Annotated in this window: 22 protein-coding genes and 2 pseudogenes; 19 read left to right on the top strand and 5 right to left on the bottom strand. The window is 38.7% G+C overall.

Annotated elements, in window-relative coordinates; all coding sequences use genetic code 11:
- Positions 1 to 242 precede the first annotated feature (242 nt).
- From MHH37_RS12780 to MHH37_RS12770, 3 genes and pseudogenes are all read left to right on the top strand, one after another.
- Positions 243 to 1,673, top strand: a pseudogene (locus MHH37_RS12780) (vitamin B12-dependent ribonucleotide reductase); the annotation flags it as partial.
- A 202-nt stretch (positions 1,674 to 1,875) separates the two neighbouring features.
- Positions 1,876 to 2,811, top strand: a complete 936-nt coding sequence (locus tag MHH37_RS12775; protein ID WP_342573402.1) for a restriction endonuclease — start codon at positions 1,876 to 1,878, stop codon at positions 2,809 to 2,811.
- A gap of 63 nt (positions 2,812 to 2,874) precedes the next feature.
- A pseudogene (locus MHH37_RS12770) lies at positions 2,875 to 4,011 on the top strand (hypothetical protein); the annotation flags it as partial.
- 73 nt (positions 4,012 to 4,084) lie between these two features.
- Here MHH37_RS12770 and MHH37_RS12765 read toward each other — a convergent pair.
- Both MHH37_RS12765 and MHH37_RS12760 read right to left on the bottom strand, forming a co-directional pair.
- On the bottom strand, positions 4,085 to 4,861 hold the full coding sequence (locus MHH37_RS12765; protein WP_342573401.1) for a DUF2071 domain-containing protein: 777 nt from the start codon (positions 4,859 to 4,861) through the stop codon (positions 4,085 to 4,087).
- A 55-nt stretch (positions 4,862 to 4,916) separates the two neighbouring features.
- Positions 4,917 to 5,552: a 2OG-Fe(II) oxygenase gene (locus MHH37_RS12760; protein ID WP_087616132.1), complete on the bottom strand. Its 636-nt coding sequence runs from the start codon at positions 5,550 to 5,552 to the stop codon at positions 4,917 to 4,919.
- A 308-nt stretch (positions 5,553 to 5,860) separates the two neighbouring features.
- Here MHH37_RS12760 and MHH37_RS12755 point away from each other — a divergent pair, with 308 nt between their 5' ends.
- Entirely contained in the window at positions 5,861 to 6,223 is a 363-nt protein-coding gene (locus tag MHH37_RS12755; protein WP_087616134.1) for a VOC family protein, read from the top strand.
- 12 nt (positions 6,224 to 6,235) lie between these two features.
- Here MHH37_RS12755 and MHH37_RS12750 read toward each other — a convergent pair whose 3' ends face one another.
- Positions 6,236 to 6,376 carry a hypothetical protein gene (locus MHH37_RS12750; RefSeq protein ID WP_014823443.1) on the bottom strand — a complete coding sequence of 47 codons (141 nt, stop codon included), beginning with the start codon at positions 6,374 to 6,376 and terminating at the stop codon, positions 6,236 to 6,238.
- A 185-nt stretch (positions 6,377 to 6,561) separates the two neighbouring features.
- On the opposite strand from MHH37_RS12750, the gene MHH37_RS12745 reads away from it, so the two are divergent.
- The 15 genes from MHH37_RS12745 to MHH37_RS12675 all read left to right on the top strand — a co-directional run bounded on the left by MHH37_RS12745 (position 6,562) and on the right by MHH37_RS12675 (position 20,747).
- A complete protein-coding gene (locus MHH37_RS12745) occupies positions 6,562 to 7,515 on the top strand; it encodes a rhodanese-related sulfurtransferase (protein ID WP_342573396.1) in 954 nt (317 codons plus the stop codon).
- Positions 7,516 to 7,935: 420 nt separating this feature from the next.
- Positions 7,936 to 8,766 carry a phosphate ABC transporter substrate-binding protein gene (locus MHH37_RS12740; RefSeq protein ID WP_342573394.1) on the top strand — a complete coding sequence of 277 codons (831 nt, stop codon included), beginning with the start codon at positions 7,936 to 7,938 and terminating at the stop codon, positions 8,764 to 8,766.
- A 21-nt stretch (positions 8,767 to 8,787) separates the two neighbouring features.
- Complete coding sequence (gene pstC, locus MHH37_RS12735) at positions 8,788 to 9,702, top strand: phosphate ABC transporter permease subunit PstC (RefSeq protein WP_008404324.1); 915 nt, start codon at positions 8,788 to 8,790, stop codon at positions 9,700 to 9,702.
- 1 nt (position 9,703) lies between these two features.
- Complete coding sequence (gene pstA / locus MHH37_RS12730) at positions 9,704 to 10,528, top strand: phosphate ABC transporter permease PstA (RefSeq protein ID WP_342573392.1); 825 nt, start codon at positions 9,704 to 9,706, stop codon at positions 10,526 to 10,528.
- A gap of 16 nt (positions 10,529 to 10,544) precedes the next feature.
- Positions 10,545 to 11,357, top strand: a complete 813-nt coding sequence (pstB, locus tag MHH37_RS12725) for a phosphate ABC transporter ATP-binding protein PstB (protein ID WP_008404320.1) — start codon at positions 10,545 to 10,547, stop codon at positions 11,355 to 11,357.
- Between the two features lie 15 nt (positions 11,358 to 11,372).
- The gene (phoU, locus tag MHH37_RS12720) at positions 11,373 to 12,026 is read left to right on the top strand and encodes a phosphate signaling complex protein PhoU (RefSeq protein ID WP_342573390.1); all 654 of its coding nucleotides are present in this window, start codon (positions 11,373 to 11,375) and stop codon (positions 12,024 to 12,026) included.
- A 238-nt stretch (positions 12,027 to 12,264) separates the two neighbouring features.
- Positions 12,265 to 12,975: a response regulator transcription factor gene (locus MHH37_RS12715; RefSeq protein ID WP_008404316.1), complete on the top strand. Its 711-nt coding sequence runs from the start codon at positions 12,265 to 12,267 to the stop codon at positions 12,973 to 12,975.
- Between the two features lie 130 nt (positions 12,976 to 13,105).
- The gene (locus tag MHH37_RS12710) at positions 13,106 to 13,288 is read left to right on the top strand and encodes a hypothetical protein (RefSeq protein WP_008404313.1); all 183 of its coding nucleotides are present in this window, start codon (positions 13,106 to 13,108) and stop codon (positions 13,286 to 13,288) included.
- A 198-nt stretch (positions 13,289 to 13,486) separates the two neighbouring features.
- Positions 13,487 to 13,963: a sigma-70 family RNA polymerase sigma factor gene (locus MHH37_RS12705; protein WP_342573387.1), complete on the top strand. Its 477-nt coding sequence runs from the start codon at positions 13,487 to 13,489 to the stop codon at positions 13,961 to 13,963.
- Positions 13,956 to 14,843 (top strand): signal recognition particle, encoded by an 888-nt coding sequence (locus MHH37_RS12700; RefSeq protein ID WP_342573385.1) that lies wholly within the window; start codon positions 13,956 to 13,958, stop codon positions 14,841 to 14,843. Before MHH37_RS12705 ends, MHH37_RS12700 begins: the two co-directional genes overlap by 8 nt.
- Positions 14,844 to 14,962: 119 nt before the next feature.
- On the top strand, positions 14,963 to 16,222 hold the full coding sequence (kynU, locus tag MHH37_RS12695; RefSeq protein ID WP_342573384.1) for a kynureninase: 1,260 nt from the start codon (positions 14,963 to 14,965) through the stop codon (positions 16,220 to 16,222).
- Between the two features lie 11 nt (positions 16,223 to 16,233).
- Positions 16,234 to 17,091 carry a tryptophan 2,3-dioxygenase gene (kynA, locus tag MHH37_RS12690; protein WP_342573383.1) on the top strand — a complete coding sequence of 286 codons (858 nt, stop codon included), beginning with the start codon at positions 16,234 to 16,236 and terminating at the stop codon, positions 17,089 to 17,091.
- Positions 17,092 to 17,123: 32 nt separating this feature from the next.
- Positions 17,124 to 18,470 carry a sodium-dependent transporter gene (locus MHH37_RS12685; protein WP_014823450.1) on the top strand — a complete coding sequence of 449 codons (1,347 nt, stop codon included), beginning with the start codon at positions 17,124 to 17,126 and terminating at the stop codon, positions 18,468 to 18,470.
- Between the two features lie 10 nt (positions 18,471 to 18,480).
- The gene (gene kynB, locus MHH37_RS12680; RefSeq protein WP_342573381.1) at positions 18,481 to 19,104 is read left to right on the top strand and encodes an arylformamidase; all 624 of its coding nucleotides are present in this window, start codon (positions 18,481 to 18,483) and stop codon (positions 19,102 to 19,104) included.
- 161 nt (positions 19,105 to 19,265) lie between these two features.
- Entirely contained in the window at positions 19,266 to 20,747 is a 1,482-nt protein-coding gene (locus tag MHH37_RS12675) for a methyl-accepting chemotaxis protein (RefSeq protein WP_342573378.1), read from the top strand.
- 57 nt (positions 20,748 to 20,804) lie between these two features.
- On the opposite strand, the gene MHH37_RS12670 is transcribed toward MHH37_RS12675, so the two are convergent.
- Both MHH37_RS12670 and MHH37_RS12665 read right to left on the bottom strand, forming a co-directional pair.
- Positions 20,805 to 21,254 carry a cAMP-binding protein gene (locus MHH37_RS12670; protein WP_342573377.1) on the bottom strand — a complete coding sequence of 150 codons (450 nt, stop codon included), beginning with the start codon at positions 21,252 to 21,254 and terminating at the stop codon, positions 20,805 to 20,807.
- A 14-nt stretch (positions 21,255 to 21,268) separates the two neighbouring features.
- Positions 21,269 to 21,889: a heat-shock protein gene (locus MHH37_RS12665; RefSeq protein WP_342573375.1), complete on the bottom strand. Its 621-nt coding sequence runs from the start codon at positions 21,887 to 21,889 to the stop codon at positions 21,269 to 21,271.
- Between the last annotated feature and the right edge of the window lie 121 nt (positions 21,890 to 22,010).

Genomic DNA, 22,010 nt, shown 5'->3' with positions numbered 1-22,010 from the left:
TTTTTATAAAAAAATTTTTATACCCAAAACGTTGGTATAGGTGGATTTAACAAAAACTAAAAAAAATCAACCCCTTGTTTGAAAAAAAGATTTATTGTAATCTTTTTTAAGTGTAATTATATAACCCAACATATAGAATGGTATTTAAGAAATAAGCACAATATATGGTATAAAATGTGTTTAGTTTACATTCGTGAAGGGAATCTTAAAATTATTAAATCGTCCAAAGGGGGGCTTACGCGGTGGCAAGTGTTTTAGAACAATCCATCCAAGTCAATCAATTAAATCAAGATATTGAGCAATTTCCTCAAGTGCACCCGATTACACCGGATATGCATATTACGCATAAAGGTGTATCACGTCTTGTTATGATTGACCGTTATTCTTTTAAAGATACGGAAAAGAAAACATTAAAAACGGGGGATTTTGTTGTTTTGACAGTGAAACAAGATCCGAAATTCCCGGCGCGTGGACTTGGCATTATTCATTCGATTAATCCGGAAAAGAATACCGCTCTTATTAAAATTGATGAAGATTACCGTCATGTATTGGAAGGCGAAGAACAAGAGACGGGTATTATTGAACGTTCATTGGATATTATTGAAAAGCCGCTCGAAATTTTTTATGAGCAAATTGCAAAACGTAATGCAACAGGCTTAGCTTCAGTTGAGAAAACAGAAGAAAAGCGCAAAGAATGGTTCGGAAAGTTTTATGAAGAGCTGGTGTCAATGAATTTTATCCCTGCAGGCCGTGTAATTTATGGGGCAGGTTCGGAAACAGAAGTAACTTTCTTCAACTGTTATGTAATGCCATTTGTCGCTGATTCGCGTGAAGGCATCAGTGATCACCGTAAGCAGGTAATGGAAATTATGAGCCGCGGCGGTGGAGTTGGGACGAACGGATCGACACTTCGCCCGCGCAACACATTGGCGCGCGGTGTAAACGGTAAATCAAGCGGATCTGTAAGCTGGCTTGACGATATTGCCAAGCTGACACATCTTGTTGAACAAGGTGGGAGTCGCCGAGGTGCTCAAATGATTATGCTGGCAGATTGGCATCCGGATATTGTGGAATTTATCATTTCAAAAATGCAAAATCCGCGTATTCTCCGTTACTTAATCGAGAATACAGAAGATGAATCAATTATTCGTCTAGCAAAAGAAAAATTGAAATTCAAGCCTTTAACACAGCAGGAAGATGCGATGTATCAAGGCATTGTGAACTATAAAAATATTGAAGGTTTTGGCGGATTTAACGAAGCGATTATTCGTGACGCTGAAACGAAGCTACGCGATGGCGGAACGTACTCAGTCCATAATCCGGATTTCTTAACAGGTGCAAATATTTCAGTTACATTAACGAAAGAGTTTATGAATGCTGTGGAAAACGATGAGGACTTCGAATTACGCTTCCCGGATGTAGAAAACTACACACCTGCACAAATGCTGGATTACAACGAGAAATGGCATGAAGTCGGTGACGTTCGTGAATGGGAGAAACTTGGTTACCCAGTTCGAACGTATCGCATAATTAAAGCAAAAGAACTGTGGAATTTAATCAACGTCTGCGCGACATATGCAGCAGAACCGGGTATTTTCTTCATTGATAACGCAAATGATATGACAAACGCAAAAGCGTACGGTCAGAAAGTTGTTGCGACAAATCCGTGTGGTGGAGTTCGCCTCACGTTAAACATCGCGGGATGAAGCGGGAAGGCTGAAATGCTAATCCGAACCGAAGACGAATTGTAAAATGTTCGTCAGGGGCAACGCATAGATAGTGAACCTCATCATTTGAGAATATAATCTATCCACGAGACCGCGACATTGCACTAAATTAAATCTTTTGACTCAAATATATTTATGAGGTGAAGTTATGGCTAATAGAGGCTATGCTGGATTTTATAAAAATATATATTTGAGAAGTTCCTATGAATATGCTTATGCAAAATATCTTGATTTTTATAAAATAAAATGGGAATTTGAAATACAAGTATTTAATTTAGGATATAAACTTTATAAACCAGATTTTTTTATCTTAAATCCAAATAATTCAATAAAGAAAATAGTGGAAATAAAATCGAGAAATAAAAATGCAATTGAACAGGCAAAAACTGACTTGAAAATTATTAGTGAACAGTATGGCTACGATGTTGATGTAATCTCATATAAAGAACTTTTAGAACTGTATAAACCCTTACCTTTTTCTCTTAACTCAGTCATTACAGAATGGATCAACTCAGATCATACAACTATTAATAAAGCTGCATTTGGAGCTTTAAATGGACATTATCAGATGAAGCACAATGATTCTACTAAGAAGAAGATTGGAGCACATACCAAGTTGTTGTGGGAAACTGATAGTATCTCAAAACTGAAAATGATTGAAGGTTTGAAAAAAAGTGGTATGAAAAAAGGATTTATTAAAGTTCGAAGGGTTGAAAGAGAATGCTTACATTGTAACAAACCATTTATTGCACTTGAAACATCAATACAAAAATATTGCAGTAGAACATGTTCAGGATCTGTAGCAATTAAATTAGCAACAGTAGCATCAATAAACAAGCAGTTATTATTGCATCAAGAAATTAAAAAGTATGTTATTGCCTGGACAATTGAAAATAATGAAATTGTTGAAAAAGCACCTTTTAATAAAATTAAGCCAACGATAGATCCACTACTAAGAGAAATTGAATTAAAATATGGGATTAAAGATTTAAGAATTATTTCTAAAGCTATTTTTGGAAAAGATTGCGGTAGAAAAGAGTTACTTAAGTTTATGAAGAGTATTTGCAATGAAAATGTATGCTGAACTTGCACGAATGACAAGTGTAAGAACCTTAGGATAAAAAGCCTAGGGGTTAACAAAAATTTGGAACAACCATTAGCACCATATTCCGTTTGTAACTTGGCTGCCGTTAACTTGGCGAAGTTTGCAAACAAAGAAACGAAAACAGTTGATTTTGATGCATTGCGCAAAACGGTCAAAGTTGGCGTACGTATGCAGGATAATGTTATAGATGCAACACCGTACTTCCTGGAAGAGAACAAAAAGCAGGCACTTGGTGAACGTCGAGTTGGGCTGGGTGTAATGGGCCTTGCCGATCTATTGATTTACTGTGAAAAAGAGTACGGTTCTGAAGAAGGTAATGCGCTAGTCGATGAAATCTTCAAGACAATTGCGGTTGCAGCGTATGAAGAGTCGGTTGAACTGGCTACAGAGCGCGGCAGCTTCCCATTCCTTGAAGGACAGACAGAAGCAGAAACAGCACGTTTGCGTGAAGCATTTATTAACACAGGCTTCATGAAAAAAATGCCACAGGATATTCGCGAAAATATTGTGGCAAACGGTATTCGTAATTCGCATTTATTGACGGTGGCGCCAACTGGATCTACAGGTACAATGGTCGGAGTTGCAACAGGGCTTGAACCTTACTTCAGCTTCACTTACTACCGTTCAGGTCGTCTAGGGAAGTTTATTGAAGTAAAAGCTGAAATCGTAAAAGAATATTTAGATGCCAACCCGGGTGTGGATGAAAATAACTTACCGGACTGGTTCAAATCTTCAATGGAGCTTTCTGCGGAAGCCCATGCAGATGTTCAATGTATTATTCAAAACTGGATTGATTCATCTATTTCCAAAACAGTAAATGCGCCAAAAGGCTATGGAGTAGAGCAAGTGCAAAAAGTGTACGAGCGTCTATACCGCGGCGGTGCAAAAGGTGGTACGGTGTATGTTGACGGTTCCCGTGATACACAAGTATTAACTTTAAAAGCTGAAGAGGCAAATTCAGATGAGCAATTAGAGTTTGAAGAGTTCAAACAAATGGAAGACCAAGTGAAGCGTCAAGTTGTGCTAGTGGATACAATTAAACCATTAACAGATACAGACGTGACAATTGGTTCGGAAGTTGGCAATACATGCCCGGTTTGCCGTCAAGGTACGGTAGAAGAAATGGGCGGGTGTAACACATGTACAAACTGTGGTGCACAGCTGAAATGCGGTTTATAAAATAAAAAAACGCAACTCATATAATATGGGTTGCGTTTTTGCTTTTTGGAAAAGTTGACGATCTTCCCTTTATTTAAAAATGCAGTCGTCCGGTAGCAGGATGTACTAATGGCCATGCACGTACGTCAATTTTTTTTGAAAAATGCAGGATCGGCTGATCACTTTCCACAACAATCCCTTGCTTGGACAGCGTTGTATTAAGGGTAATCTCGCCTTCTGCTTCTTGTAAAATCCAAGGGTGGTGCAAAATATCACAGCGTACCGGGAGACCTGAAGCATTTAATGTGTAGAAGCAGTAACGCTCAGTCATCCATTCCTCAAAGGAGCCTTTTACCGCAATAAATGGTGCGGAAACGGGTTTATAGCTGCCCGCGAATACAATGTCTGATCGATTTCGCCTTTTGCTTTCAAACAGTACTGTATCACCAAAGTTTTTAATATCCATCTTTGCATAGTGATACGGTAAATGGAAAAATGTGCGGGCACCTTTTACAGCCGGCCAATTATCCGCATCCAAACTGAAAAAGTATACGCCGGGCTTTCCATCAATCGTCACATAGGTACGCACATTCAGTTCCGGAAATTCAGCGGTACCGGGAATTGGCGGCAACCCTCGAAACCTCACACCTGACATACGAAAAGGGACAACCCCAACCCAGCACACACCTTCATAAGTATCTACTTCCAGCGATTCTGGAACTAACTTCCGTAAAACCTCGTATTTCACCGGATAATGGGCGAATAACAGATCGCTCCATGTTTGCTTCATTCCCCACGGTAAATTTGGCAGCGGCCAAGGGCGATGGCTGTCATCCCATTTGTTTTCTTGTATGTTTGGGAGTTCCTCCATAGCAAGTCACTTCTTTCACATCAATCGTATTTTATATAATTTCCTTCATTTTGACTTATAAACGTTCGCGGATTTGTTTTTTCCGCATCCATTGAGTAGCAACCCATTTTTCGCCTTGTATTACTGGCTCACCAGAATGAAGGGTAAGTTCATTTAATTTTTGATCATTGTAGAAATATTCAAAGTAAACCGCTGTACCTTTCTTTGGTACATTTACAATACCTAAATTCGGAAACGTAGTAACGCCTCCTTCTTCCACATCATTTAAGTAGACTACTAACGTGCTAATGCGATTATTACTGCTCGAAGGGTGATTCGGTCCAAAAAAATCAAAATGTGGTTTAAATTCCTGACCCGGTTCATAATGTAAAACTTGTAGACCCTCAGCATGTTCGATTGGAAGGTGCATCAGGCTGCTAATCCGTTTTTCAATTTCGGAAATAAGCGGATTTTCATTTTCCTCAAAAAACATACCACTGCTCGTACGAATTGAACTTATCTCTTTTTTTGCTAATTTGGATCTTTCCAAACGCGAAGAAGCACAATCGATTAAATTCTGGCATTCCTCATCACTTAAAACATTTAAAAACTTTACAATGAGCGGTTCTTCATGCAGAACTTCTGCTGTTATCGTTCGATTGTCAATTGAATAAACAGATTGAATAGGTAAAATGGAAACTTCTGTTGTCATATGTTATATCCTTCCGCAATGGCTTCTAAGTTAGTACAAAAACACTCTCACCCTTATATGATGAAAAGAATGTATTTCTACTCCGATACATATTATACCATTTAATTCAATTTAATGGTATTTAAGTAGCAGGAATATATTAAAAAAATTTTATGCCTGATCCCTAAGTTCTAGTATTTGTGAAAAATTAAAATAGCAGTTAAGAAGGATAAGAAAAAATTATTGAATTACATAAATAACCTATCATTTTATTTATGTCATAATTGAAGTAAGATAATGGAAGAAGAGGAAGAAATGGAGGAAAGCAAATGATTGTTGGATTACATCATGCACAAATAACAATTCCACCAGGTACTGAGGAAGCAGGGAAAGAGTTTTACTGCAAAGTATTAGGTCTAAATGAAATTTCAAAACCTTCTGCACTACAAGGGCGAGGTGGCTTTTGGCTGCAAGTAGGGAATCAGGAAGTACATGTAGGGACAGAAGAAGGCTTTAATCGGCTTACAACTAAAGCACATCTTGCCTACGAAGTTGAAGCTATTTCTTATTGGAAAAAAATATTGATGGAACATGATATTGAGATCTTGGATTCAGTACCTATTCCTCATTATGAACGGTTTGAATTTAGAGACCCTTTCGGAAATAGAGTGGAGATGATCCAACCGATTTAATCGATTGCAGGTTCACTCTTGTTTATCCGCATCACTTTTTGATAATAGTTCAATGATTTCGTTATTCTGCGTTCGTATATCTTTTAAAATCCTCTCAATCGCCAAAGCGGTAAATGTAATGATGACTAAAAGTGCAAAGCTGAAAAAGCCCATTTAAAATCTCTCCATTCTGATTCATATTTCATCTATTATACTAATCTTGAAAAGAATAGTTAATTATTTCTAATAAGCTCCGCCTAATTAATGATGGTAAATTTATCGGAAATCGCGTATCATTGTAAGGTAGTTTTAAACTATCAGGTATATCCTGCAAATATATTGAATGATAGGTGAAAAAAATGAATTATCAAGTACTATTGTATTATCATTACACAACGATTGAAGATCCAGCTGCTTTTTCAGAAGAGCATTTAGCTGCATGTAAGGAAATTGGTTTAAAAGGACGTATTTTAGTAGCCCATGAAGGGATTAACGGTACGGTATCAGGTACGATTGAGCAAACACAAAACTATATCGATATGATGGAAGCACATCCATTGTTTAAGGGGATTGTTTTCAAAATTGATCCAGCGGAAGGCCATGCGTTCAAAAAAATGCATGTACGTCCACGCCCGGAGCTTGTAAACTTAGGTCTGGAAGAAGATGTGAATCCGCATGAATTAACGGGCCGCTATTTATCACCGGAACAATTCCTGGAAGAAATGCAAGATGAAAACACAGTCGTACTAGATGTGCGAAACACATATGAATATGATGTCGGTCACTTCCGTGGCGCAATTCGTCCAGAAGTAAAGAACTTCCGTGATACTCCGCAATGGGTACGTGACAACCGTGAATTATTCGAAGGTAAAAACGTTTTAACTTATTGTACAGGCGGAATTCGCTGTGAGAAATTTTCTGGTTGGATGAAGCGTGAAGGTTTTGGAGAGGTTGGTCAATTGCACGGAGGCGTTGCAACATACGGTAAAGACCCAGTTGCTAAAGGTCAGCTTTGGGATGGTCAAATGTATGTATTCGATGAGCGTCTGACAGTGCCGATTAACCAGGTGGAACATGTTATTGTTGGGCGTGATCACTTTGATGGGACACCATGTGAACGCTACATTAATTGTGCTAACCCTGAATGTAATGAGCAAATCATTGCATCAGAGGAAAACGAAGCGAAGCATTTAGGTGGCTGTACAATCGAATGTACAAAACATGAACGTAATCGCTATATCGTCCGTCATAACTTAACGGAAGAGCAAGTACAACAAGCGATTGAATTATTAGAAGCTGAAGCGACAGTATAATAAATTTTTTAATGCATCTCTTAATAGAGATGCATTTTTCTTTTTTGTAAACAAAACAACCTTTTGTAAATGCAATGTAAATAGATTTTTCTAAATATTCATCATAAATTGTCTGTTTTCTGTAATTCTTACATGATTCATTAAGCCTTTGAACATAATATTGACATATTTCATTTTCCTTCATTGATAATTATTTAAATCCTCATAAAAAATCCCTCTCGTTTGTTAATAAATCTCATAAATATTTACAAATTGACTGTTTTATTTTAAATTTTCTGATTTTACTGATTGATTTTACATAATAAAAAGACGTGTTCTTCATAATTTACATAAGGTTTACATGTTTAATACATGACATTAATTTTATGTATGTATTGTTAAAGCAGGTAGAAAACATTCATGTTGATGGAGGATTGAAGTATGTTCAAAAAAACATTTTACTTCATTGGGTTAACAATTCTAATGGTAGTATTAGCAGCTTGCAGTAATGAAGATTCTACGGAGTCCTCTTCAGGCGGCGGAGACTTAGTAACAATTTCAGGTTCTACATCAGTTGGACCTTTAGCAGAGAAATTAGCAGCAAAATATGAAGAAACAGAAGACGTTAAAATTGAAATAAATCAAATCGGTTCATCGGCAGGGATTACAAATGCAATCAATGATGTATCACAAATCGGAATGTCATCGCGTGATCTGAAGCAGGAAGAAATCGACTCCGGTATTCAGGAGCTGGTCATTGCGTATGACGGGATTGTGGTTGTTACCCACCCATCAAATCCGGTTAAAGATTTAACGATGGAACAAGTGAAGCAAATTTTTACTGGCGAAATTACCAACTGGAAAGAAGTTGGCGGAAAAGATATGGAAATCGTAGTTGTATCACGTGAGGACGGATCTGGTTCGCGTGATGCCTTCCAGGAAATCGTCGGCTATGAATCTGGACAACTGATTCGCAATGCGATTGTTGCAAGCGGGAACGGAAATATTAAAACAACAGTTGCGATGAACAAACATGCTGTAGGATTCATCTCATTTGAGTATATTGATGAAACTGTTTCAGCGATGGACATTAATGGCGTTAAGGCAGAAGCAGGCAATGTATTGGATGGTAACTATAAATTATCTCGTCCATTCTTATTCGTTTATAAAGAGAGTGTACCGGAGGCGGCAACGAAGTTTATGGATTTCATTTTAACTGCAGAAGGACAAGAGATTGTGGAAGCCGCTGGAGCGATTCCATTAACGAAATAATCAGTGCTGGAGGATAAATTTGTGAACACACAAAACAGAAACGAAGTAGAACAGCAAATAAGTAAAGGCAATAAGCGAAAATACTTTTTAGAAAGCTTATCATCGAAAATATTTTTAGCATGTGCGCTTCTTTCAGTAGTGAGCTTACTACTAATTGTAGGATTCGTATTTTATAAAGGTGCAAACCCATTCGTAACTGGCGGTTATAGCTTCTTCGACTTCCTATTTGGCAGCGACTGGGTACCATCAGAAGATAAATTCGGTATTTTCCCGATGATCGTTGCGTCAATTTATGCAACGATCGGAGCACTTGTTATCGGGGTACCAATCGGATTATTAACAGCAATTTTCCTGGCGGAAATTGCTCCGAAATCAGTAGCCAAAATCGTATCACCGGCAATTCAGCTTTTGGCTGGTATTCCGTCAGTATTATACGGTGTATTCGGTTTAGCGATTATCGTTCCATTTTTACAGGATAATTTAGGATTAGCTCGTGGACAAAGTTTAATTGCTGTTATTTTAGTACTGGCAATTATGATGTTACCGACAATTGTAACAGTTGCTGAAACAGCGATTCGTGCAGTGCCGAAAACATATCGTGAAGGTTCACTTGCTCTAGGCGTTTCACAAATCGGGACAATCTTTAAAGTCGTTGTACCGGCTGCAAAGTCAGGTATTATGGCAGCGATTGTTCTTGGATTGGGCCGTGCATTAGGTGAAACGATGGCTGTAATTTTAGTAGCGGGGAACTCGCTGGTCATCCCGACGAGCCTGACAGACAGTGTACGTCCATTGACGACAAACATCGCGCTTGAAATGGGTTATGCAGCGGGAACACATCAGGAAATGCTGTTTGCAACAGGGATTGTATTATTCTCATTCATCTTAATATTAAACTTTGTATTAGCACGCATTACAGCGAAGGGAGCTCAGTAACATGCGACAATTTAAAGACAATATGTATCGCGGCTTACTTTGGAGTTCCGCATTCGTATCAGTAGCCGTATTAGTTGTAATCGTTGGCTATATTTTCTATAAAGGTTTTTCTTATATCAGTTTTGATTTTATATTTGGTGATTATTCGCCAACAGGTGGCGGCGGAATATTCCCGATGATCGTCACAACGATTTTAACGATTGTCATTTCACTGTTAATCGCAACACCAATCGGAATTTTGGCGGCCGTTTACTTACACGAGTATGCCAAACAAGGACGTCTTGTACGTATCATCCGTTATGCGACAGAAAGTTTAACAGGAATTCCATCGATTATTTACGGTTTATTCGGTGCTGTGTTCTTCGTAGTAATCTTAAAGTTGGGAATGTCGATTATCGCTGCATCATTAACATTAACGATTATCGTATTACCGGTCATTATTCGTACAACAGAAGAAGCTTTGAAAACAGTGCCGGCAACATATCGTGAAGGTTCACTGGCATTAGGAACAACAAAACTGCAAACGTTAATAAAAGTTATTTTGCCAAGTGCAATGCCTGGAATTTTATCAGGAATCATTTTATCAATCGGCCGTATTGTCGGTGAATCGGCAGCCATTTTCCTGACTGCAGGTACCGTGGCGGCAATGCCATCAAGTATTTTCTCATCTGCCCGTACATTAACGGTTCACTCCTATTTAGTAACACAGGAAGCAGGCGATATCGGACTTGCAGCGGCAATCGGAATTGTATTGATCGTCATTATTTTAGTATTGAATTTAACGGCAACATATATCTCGAAGAAATTAAACAAAGCGGACTATTAAAAGGAGCGAAACCTATATGACTATGACTATTTCGGAAGCATCAATTTTTAAAACAACAACGACTTCTACGGGCGCTTTACCAACAAAAATTAAAGTAAATGATTTAAACCTGTTCTATGGTGAAAAACAAGCGTTATTCAATGTAAATCTGGACATTAAAGAAAAAGAAGTAACGGCATTAATCGGTCCATCAGGCTGCGGTAAATCAACATTTTTACGTACATTAAACCGCATGAACGATCTGATCGATGGTGTACGCGTAATCGGAAACATTCATATTGATGGCGAAAATGTTTATGAATCAAGCGATGTCATCAAGCTCCGTACAAGAGTCGGCATGGTATTCCAAAAGTCAAATCTTTTCCCGATGAGCATCTATGACAATGTTGCCTATGGTCCACGTATGCAGGGGATTAAAAGCAAAAAGCTCCTAAATGAAATTGTTGAAGAATCTTTACGCGGTGCAGCGATTTGGGATGAAGTAAAAGACCGTCTGAAGTCATCGGCATTAGGTCTTTCCGGTGGTCAGCAACAGCGTATTTGTATCGCACGTGCCATCGCAATGAAGCCGGACGTCATTTTAATGGATGAGCCGACTTCGGCACTTGACCCGATTTCCACATTAAAAGTAGAAGAACTCATTACACAAATGAAAAAAGACTATACAATTGTCATCGTAACGCACAACATGCAGCAAGCAGCACGTATTAGTGATAAGACAGCATTCTTCTTAAATGGGGAAGTAATCGAATATGATGATACAAATGTTATTTTCTCAACACCAAAAGATGAGCGTACAGAAGACTACGTAACAGGACGATTCGGATAAAAGGGGGATTTTGGAATGATTCGCGAAAATTTCGAAAAGAACATGCTTGAACTGCAGGACAAAATGGGTGAAATGGTCGACATGACGGTTGTTGCAATGGAAAAGGCATTTAAAGCACTTCAGGAACAGGATATGGTGTTGGCACTGGATGTCATTGAAGAGGACAACTATATTGATGACCTGGAAAATGAAATTAATCAAATGGCAATTTGGCTGATGGCGAAAGAGCAGCCGGTAGCCCGCGACATGCGCCGAATTATCAGTGTTATTAAAATGTCTTCGGATATTGAACGTATTGCAGACTTTGCTGTAAATACAGCAAAAGCAACGATTCGTATTAGCAAAGAAAAAACGATTTTAGAAAAAACTTCATTAGTCGAAATGAAAAATGTAGCAATGGATATGCTGAAAAAATCAATGAAGGCATTTATCGATGCGGATATCGCATTAGCAAAAAAAGTTGGAGAGCTTGATGATATCGTAGATCGCAATAATCATGAAAACTATGCGCTTTTAACTGAGTATTTGAAAGAGTGCCCTCAAGAGATTGAGCAAACATTGCAATTGTTGTTCATAAACCGCTTTGTCGAACGTGCAGCAGACCATATAACTAATATGGCGGAGTCAACAGCTTACTTTATTAAAGGGCAGCTATTTGATTTAAATTAACTTCCTTCAACAGATTTTATGCTTAGGTGAAGCAGTAAGCACAGAGTGCATTTATATATAGATAGAGGTTAACATAATTTTTGGTCAATTTTCATCGGGTATTCAAAGGCCTGCTGAAAGAAGTTAATGCCTCCGGCGGCTGTCATAGATTCGGTAAGAAATTCTTTGCGCGAACGCAAACCGAATCTGGACACAATTACGCCGAGGCGTAATTGATTAGAGAAGCGGGGAATCATTAATGACGAAAAAAATATTAGTCGTTGAAGATGACGAAAATTTAGTGAATTTACTGCATATTTATTTAGTAAAGGACGGCTATGAAGTCCAATGTGTACGATCGGGAAAAGAGGCACTGGCTGCTATTCAATCATTCGAACCGGATGCGATGCTGCTCGATTGGATGCTTCCGGATATGGAAGGAATTGAGATTTGCCGTCAAGTCCGCTTCGATCATGACTTTCCGATTATCATGATCAGTGCGCGTACGGATGAATTGGATATTGTACTGGCGCTTGAAATGGGGGCGACAGAATATATCCGAAAGCCGTTTGGATTCCGTGAAATGCTTACACGCTTAAGAATCCATTTAAAACGATACGAAAGGGAATTACAGCAGCAAGAGCGTATTTCCCAAATGTTGATCGGTCCGTTCCGTGTAGATTTAATTATGTTCAAAGTGTACAAAGATGAAGTGGAAATTCCTTTAACAAAACGTGAATTTAAACTGCTGCTTCATTTATTGGAGCAACCGGGCAGTATTAAATCACGTGAAGAGATTATTAATATACTGGACTTTACAAAAGGGGATCGTCGTACAGTAGATGTACATATTCGTAGGCTTCGCGAAAAAATTGAAGAACAGCCGAGCTCACCGAAGTGGATCAAAACAAAAAGCGGGTTAGGTTATTATTTCAACTTTCCTTCACAGGAAGTGACGTACAGTTCATAGGTAAAAAACATTTTGGAGCGATCAATTGTTTCAAGATGTTTTTTTTATGTTGGAAATTACATCATTTCTTTTACAAATGCAACAGCAACGGCTTATACTTAAAAAAGTAGATGGATGAGGAGGTCTGAATATGTCTGAACAAAATGAGAAAAAGAAATTAAGCCTGCAGGAACTAGTGAAGCAACAGCTGGAAGCAAAGAAAAACAATGCAGCTGGCAACAAAGGTAACTTAAAAGGTGATACATCAACGAAAAAGATGAAAAGTCAACAAACAAAGAAAACGAGCAATACCCGTCGTAAAATGGGCGTGTAATGGTGAGGGCAAAGACCGAAGCAAACGAAAATTTGCTTCGGTTCTTTTTGGTATTTTATTTTTAAAAAATGATTTCAGATTTATAAGCAACAGTATAATCATCCCTAACATGTAAATGTTGGGGTTTTTTATATTATGATGTAAAAGTGATTCCAAATCATTCGTTAATCGTCTTTAAGAAGTAAGGAGGCTGATAGGTTGAGACGGGAAATTTTTGAAGCGCATTACGACGCTGTTTATAAATACATACGTTATTTAACAAATGATACGGATTTAACGCATGATTTACTGCAAGAGACCTTTTATCGCTTTTATCAAAAAAATTATTCCGAACATGCACGGACTTATTTATTGAAAATCGCCAGAAACCTTGTTTATGACCATTATCGAAGGAAAAAAATTATTGGATTTTTTCAATTGAAATCGGAGCCAGTTGCAGCGGGGGAATTGCCGGAAGCAGTAATCGAGCGAAATGCGGACAATGAAAAACTGTATGCCGCACTCCAGCAAATTAAATGGAATTACCGTGAAGTGATTGTGCTGCGCTACATAGAAGAATATTCGGTAAAAGAAACAGCAATGATTTTGACCTGCAGTGAAGTAAAGGTGAAAAATAATACGGCACGCGGCTTGAAGGCATTACGGGAACTGTTAGGAGGGGAAGACGATGTTTGAAAACGAAAAGTTAAATGATCTTAAAAAAATTTATATCGATCCGGAAAAAAAGCAAGAGGACTTCAATAAAATTCAGCAGCGCCTCAACAATAAACCTTTTAACTGGCAAATCCCGGCAGTAATCATAGGGATTGCGTGCATCACGCTGTTTTTAGTCGGTACATTTCCACAAAAGCAGCAAATCACTTCTGATGATATGGATAGTAGTGCATTACAAGCGGTTTATTTTATGCAATGGGAAGGGAATCCAGAGTCCATCTTTCAAGCTGGTGTGAGAAAAGTAAAAAATGAAGAAACATTAAAAGAAATTGAAACAGCGCTGCAACAGTTTCAGCAAACTGATATTAAAATAGAAGACCCATATATTCAACAAAGCTACAGGCTAAGCTTTAAAGATGATCAGGTGATGCGTATACAGGAATACCCCGGAAGCGAAGTAACGTATTATCGTAATGTCGATACAGGGGAAATATATTTATTAAGTGAAAATTCATTGCAGGAAATTATCAATTTACATGAACCGGCCGATCGAACATTATCTTTAATTATTGGCATAGTATTCCTGACGTTGGCAATGATTGCGACGAGTAAGGTGAAAAAAAAGATGCGTGACCCGGATGATCCGAAACGTTACATTCCGATGCATTCTACCTATTGGCAAAGCGTCGTGGAAATTATGACATTATTAATCCTGATCTTACTTATTTCTGCATCACAACTACATCTGTTTGTGCTCATCTCGTTTTTGTTGCTGACAGCACTTATTAATATTCTATTAGAAGTAAAGAACGGCAAAAATAAATGGCGCATATTCCAGTTTGTATTGGTGAAAGTATATGCAGGTGTTTATATTTATATATTTTTATGGCCCTTAATTTAAGTACATCGAAGTTATGGATACCAATTTTAGATTGTTTAATTTTAGTACCTTTCAGAATACTTTGACAACAATTGCTATCCCTCGTACGATATTAATAAGTTACTAGAAGGGGTGGTAGTATGACGACGATTGAAAAAGCAAGACAACTCGATGAATTGGATGGATTACAGAAATATGCAGCAGAGTTTTATAAAAAAGAAGGACAGATTTACTTGGACGGCAATTCGCTCGGGTTATTGTCAAAGAGGGCGGAGCGGTCGGTGCATACACTGCTTAATTCATGGAAGGATTATGGCATTGACGGATGGACAAATGGGGAACATCCTTGGTTTTATTTATCCGAAAAGCTGGCGGCAATGTGCGCACCATTGATTGGCGCAAAAAGTGAAGAGGTAATTCTGACTGGTTCCACAACAACAAACTTGCACCAGCTATTGGCTACGTTCTTCAAACCAACTGCGTCACGCTATAAAATATTGGCTGACGAACTGAACTTCCCGTCGGACTTGTATGCGATTGCCAGCCAAATTGCTTTGCACAATTTGCCTGAGAGCAGTATGAAGCTGGTGAAAAGTGAAGACGGGCAAACGATTACGACAGAAGCCATCATCGAAGCGATGTCAGAGGATGTGGCGGTTGCGGTTCTGCCTGCTGTCTTATACCGCAGTGGCCAAGTGTTGGATTTGCAGGCAATTACGGAAGCCGCACATGAACACGGCATATTGGTTGGATTTGATCTATGCCATTCGATTGGTTCCGTTCCGCACCATCTTCATGAAATTGGCGCGGACTTTGCGTTTTGGTGCAATTATAAGCATTTAAATGGTGGTCCGGGCTCAGTAGCAGGATTGTACGTTCATGAGAAACATTTTGGAACAGCACCCGGATTGGCCGGGTGGTTTGGCTCAGCAAAGGAAAAGCAGTTTGATTTAGATGTAACAATTACCGCTGCACCGCATGCCGGGGCTTATCAGATCGGTACACCGCATATATTGAGTCTGGCCCCGATTGAAGGCGCACTTTCACTGTTTGAAGAAGCAGGAATTGAAGCGATTCGTGAAAAATCACTCGCCCTAACACAATTTATGATGGATTGTATTGAGCAAGAATTGCCGAACACATTTACATTTGGAAATCCGCTTGACGAGACACGTGGCGGCCATCTGTTTTTAGTGCAAGACGAGGCGGCAAGAATCTGCAAAGCATTAAAAGAATATGGCGTTGTACCGGATTTCCGTGCACCGAACGGCATCCGCCTGGCACCGGTTGCGCTGTATAATTCCTTTGAGGAGGTATGGCATTCAGTGCAAATATTAAAAGATATTGTCACAAACAAAACTTATGAGAAGTACGAAAATAAACGAGATATCATTGCATAAGGAGTGATTCAGTGGATAAACGTTCAATTTCGGATTTGCAGCACAAGCTAAAAGATGAAAAAGGGATTCATACAGATTTCCGTGAAGATATGACATACAGCGATTATTTAAGTCTGGCCCCACTTTTAAACAGTCAAAACCGTCTTTCCGACCATCATGATGAAATGCTTTTTATAATTATTCATCAAGTGAGCGAACTTTGGATGAAGCTGATCATTCATGAAATGCGCGGTGCGATTCGTGCGATTCAGCAAGGAGAGATGCAGCCAGCATTTAAGATGCTTGCACGTGTTTCGAAAATCCAAATGCAGATCATACAGGCGTGGGATGTATTGGCAACGATGACGCCGGCCGAATATTTGCAGTTTCGTGATGAACTGGGGAAAGCATCGGGATTCCAAAGCTATCAGTACCGCTTAATCGAATTTGCACTCGGCTATAAAACACCGTATATACTCAAAATCTATGAAAAGGAACCGGACATTCTTGAAGTCCTTAAAGAGGCGTATGATGCGCCAAGTATATATGATGTGGCGATTCAGGCATTGGCAAAAGCAGGATTGCCAATAACTGAAGCTTTGCTAAACCGTGATTTTTCGGTAGTATATAGTGGTGACGATACTGTTGCCGCCGCATGGAAAACCGTCTATGAAAATATCGATACGTACTGGGATTTATATCAGCTTGGTGAAAAGCTCATCGATATTGAAGATTCCTTGCAGCAGTGGCGTTTCCGTCATATGAAGACGGTCGAGCGCATTATTGGCTTTAAAGTGGGGACAGGTGGCTCATCAGGGGTCAATTATTTGCGAAAAGTGCTCGATCACCGCTATTTCCCGGAGCTCTGGGATTTGCGGACAGCTTTATAGCTTAGTTTAGACAGATGAGTGGAGTGAGACAGATGGAGAAGAGTAAAGGACAGTGGTCAAGTAAATTAGGATTTGTTTTAGCGTCAGCTGGTGCAGCGATTGGGCTCGGAGCAATATGGAAAATGCCATATGTAGCCGGTCAAAGTGGAGGTGGCGCATTCTTCCTGATTTTTGTGCTGCTGACATTAATTATCGGGCTGCCAATGCTTTTATCGGAATATATTATCGGGCGTGCCACACAAAAAGAGGCAGTTACTGCCTATAAAGTATTGGCTCCGAATACGAAGGCCTGGGCTTGGATTGGCAAGCTCGGCATCATTGGCTGCTTCTTATTATTATCGTTTTACAGTGTAGTTGGCGGCTGGATTTTTGTTTACAGCGGGGTTTCGGTAGCCGGAAATGTAATTGCACCAGCTATGGAACCAGGGGCATTTTTCGGACAAGTGACAGGTACACCTTGGATTGCTTTACTCGGTTTGGGATTATTTACATTGGCCAATGTAGTGATCATTGCACTTGGTGTTCAAAACGGGATTGAAAAGGCAAATAAATTCATGATGCCGTTACTGTTTATTATGTTCTTTATTTTAGTTGTAAGAGCCGTAACATTGGACGGAGCAATGGAAGGAATTAAATTTTTCCTGTATCCGGACTTTTCGAATATTACCGGTGAATCAATATTATATGCGTTAGGGCAGTCATTTTTTGCACTGGCTGTTGGATTCTCATGTTTAGTTACATATAGTTCTTATTTAAAGAAAGATGTGAGCTTACCGAATTCAGCAGGTTCTGTTGTAGGACTGAGTATTTTTGTATCCCTCTTGGCGGGCTTAGCGATTTTCCCGGTTGTATTTGCATTTGATATGGAAGTGGCAAGCGGACCGCCATTACTGTTTATGGTATTGCCTGCAGCGTTCTCGCAAATGCCGTTTGGCGAACTGTTTTTAGCGTTGTTTTTAATTCTGTTTTTATTTGCGACATTAACGTCATCGTTTAGTATGTATGAAATTATCGTTGCTGCCATTATTGAAAAATGGAACATTAGCCGCGCGAAAATTACAATCATCATCGGTATCCTTGTGTTTATCGCTTCGATTCCTTCAACATTAACGTACAGTTCATTAGGAGATGTTTCGATTTTTGGACGCAATATCTTTGATTTCACCGACTTTCTAGTGTCGAATATCATTTTACCGATCGGCAACTTGCTTATTGCGATATTTATTATGCATATTATGGATAAAAACCTCGTAAAAAGCGAGCTGTTGCAAGGAAGTAAAATGGGTGAAGGCTTTTACAAAACATATCGCTTTTTAATGACCTTCGTTGTACCGACAGTCATTGTCGTTGTGCTTGCATATTTAGTCATTCAATATTAGGGGTGAAGCCATGTGGATTGATATTACACAAACGATGCAAAACGGGATGCCGAACTGGCCGGGGGATACACCGTTTTCTTTTGAAGTAGGATATACGAAACAACAGACGGGCTCTGTCAATATCGGACGGATGACGACTTCGCTGCACACCGGTACACACGCAGATGCACCGTTTCATTTTAACAGTGAAGCTGAAACGATCGAGCAATTGGATGTAAATGTGTATATCGGCGACTGCGTGATTGTGGATTGCATTGGGCAGGAAAGGGTTACAGCTCAATCGCTGGAACCCGTTGATTTCCGTAGTGCAAAGCGTGTACTGCTTAAAACAATTGAACAGCCGAGTGCAGCATTTCCGCAAACTATTCCGGTTATTCATCCGAATGTAGCGCCATTTTTAAAGGAGCGCGGAGTAATATTGCTTGGCATAGACAATCCTTCCGTTGATCCATTGGACAGCAAGGAAGTATTGGCTCATCACAAGTTGTACGAACATGGCATTCATATTCTCGAAGGACTCGATTTAGGGCATGTTCAGCAAGGCCTTTATGAATTGATTGCATTGCCGCTTAAAATAGCAGGTGCTGACGGTGCACCTGTTCGTGCGGTCGTTCGAAAAAAGTTGATAGAGTGAAATAATAACAAGAAGCTTACGATTTTATATCGTGGGCTTCTTTTGTAATAAAAATAAATTTCTTCGCGTTAAAAAAGTCCATTGAATAGTTTGAACTTGAGTTGTAATATATTCCTACAAAGTATTTTATTTGTAATCCAAAATTCCTAGGAGGGAAAAGCTTGAAGAAACGCAACGAAAAGGTTAATTGGATTCATCAATTAAATCTGTTTATTACGATTGGACTGGCTATTTTAATTGTTTCACCGCTTGTGATTGCAAACGGTTTTAGTAATTCAGTTCCATATTTAATTGCAGGAACCGGAGTTATCTTATTATCGACGGTCAATTATTTCTTGAATATTTCTAATTTTGCCAAAGGATTAATTTTTGTACTGATTCCTGCATCTGTCGTATTTTTATTGTTCTATCTTGATGGGTATACAATCAATAAACATTATATGTTGTTTGTCACATTTATTATGGGAGCAATGTATTTTAATGAACGGTTGATTAAGACATTTTTACTGATTGTCAGTATCTTTTATGTTTTCTTATACATAGCAGTGCCGGAAAATTTATTAGGGGTAAATGCCAATCTGGCCGTATTCATTACAGTATTTGTGAGTATGACCGGTTGTAACTATTTGCTTTACAGATTGACACAATGGGGCAACAAACTCGTGAAGGATGCCCAGGAAAAAGAGCGGGTAGCAAAAGAACTGTTGGAAAATTTAACATCAGTATTAAATAAAATCGATGAAGGTTCAATCCAGCTTGCACAAAATATTACACATGTAAATGAAAATGTGGGGACATTAAATGTTGCGAGCGAAACAATTTTACAGTCATCGAATCAAATGGCAGCAGCCATTCATAATGAAGCTGAAATGATTCAGCAAATTAATGAACAAATCATTTTATCTCATGAAAATATGGTAAAAACGAAAGAGTCTTCTAAATCGACTGTAAAGGATTCGAATGAAGTGCAGGAAGCGATTGAACGGAGCTGGAAGCAGGTGCGCATGGTTACAGCTGATATGGCAACATTAAGCGACTCCATTGATTTAACGACAACGACAATTGACAATATGCAAGAGAGCCTTGCAAATGTAAACAATCTGCTAAATGGTATTAAAGCGATAGCGGATCAGACGAATTTACTGTCTTTAAATGCTTCAATAGAAGCAGCACGGGCAGGGGAGCATGGGAAAGGATTTGCCGTTGTTGCAGAAGAAGTGAAAAAACTTGCGGAAGAAAGTGCAAAAATCGCAACGAGTATTACCGTTGTTACACAGCAGTTGCTTGAGCGAGCAACAACTGCCCAGTTAAAAGCTTATGAAGGAAAAGAAGCAGTTCATTCAAGTGTTGGCACATTAAACGAAATTACCGGTTCATTTGATGGAATTAAACTATCATTTAATGATATACAAGGGAAGCTTCATCAAAACATGTCGACAATTACACATACAAACGAGCTTGTTGAAAAAATAATGAATCAAATTGAAAATATGTCCGCTATTTCTGAAGAAAATGCTGCAATGACTGAAGAAATCGCAAGTTCAATAAATGAAGAGCATATCATGATGAAATCGATTGCGGATGCCAGTAAGGAACTTCAGCAGCTACATAGTGAATTAGCGGAAATTACAAAACGCCAATAATAGTAAACCGCACATAAAAAGGAAGTGTCCAAAATTACCGGACACTTCCCTTTTTAGTTATTCTACTTCGATTGCAATACTGTCTGTCACATCACCGTTGCTAAAGCGCGCCATACTGGAAATGATATACGTACCTTTTTCCAGTGGGGCATTAAAACGTGTCGATGTGGCAATTTCTTTATAATCATAATCATCAATCCATTGTTGAATGGAAACACTCGTTACATTTTGACTATATTGAAATTCCATTACTTCCCCTGGCTGTACTTTTACGTAAGGGGTTTTTTGTGCAATTATAATTTCATGCGGGGCAGCCGTATCAACACACTCTGCTTCACCTGCAGAATGCCAGCAATAGCTACCGCGAACTGTTTCAATCACCTGTTCATTCGTTACTGCTGTTACGTCAGGTATTACCGTTACTTCATTTTGTGCCATAAAATAGCGGCCAATAATAACAAGGATAATGATAGCAATAATAAGAAATAAACGATTTACATTTTTCATCAGAATGTCTCACCTCAATGTGTTGTATAGGTACTTTGTTGTTTTCGAAAAACGAAATCTATCCCAATCAGCACCGCCAAATACAGTATAAGTCCAACAGCCGCCCAATAGTTATGTTCACTCAAAATACCTGCAACAAGTAAAAGGAAGGTTACACCAAATAACCCTACATAAATTCTTTTTGTAATCGTAAATTGGTTTTTGCTCCCGATGATAAACAGAATGCTATGTAGTAAAAAAAGGATAATCCATTCCCATTGTATTAATGGTTCGATATGAATTACTAAATTCATAATACAAAAACCGATCCCTGCAAGTACCGCATCTTTTGCTTTTCCATAATAAAAACAAAGAAATAGAAGTACACCGACTGTGAAACTAATCGTATATAAATCAGGAAGAGACAAGTAGAAAATCGAATTAATATCGAGCAAAGCCACAATTGTTGCTAATGTAATGACAATCGGTCTTAAGCTGATCTTGAAAATCAGCAAAACAAATAAAACAAAAAAAGCAAATGTGAGCAGCGCTAAAGCCAGCTCCAGATGTTCTATGCGTTGAGAAACGACATAAATTGAATGGGTGGATAAAGCAAACAGAAAAAAGAGTAGGATGCTTTTCGAATCATTGTTCATAAACTTTCCTCAGTTCCGAATAAGTTTGAAGAGAGGGCATAAAGAATAAAAACTATGCAAATCGCGAAGGAATTTGCATAGTTTTTATAAAAAAAGTGGAATTAGTAAAACTAGACATGCC

Source organism: Solibacillus sp. FSL K6-1781 (genome assembly GCF_038630735.1).
In the GTDB taxonomy this organism is placed as follows: Bacteria; Bacillota; Bacilli; order Bacillales_A; family Planococcaceae; genus Solibacillus; species Solibacillus silvestris.
This window is presented reverse-complemented; position numbering and strand designations above follow the sequence as displayed.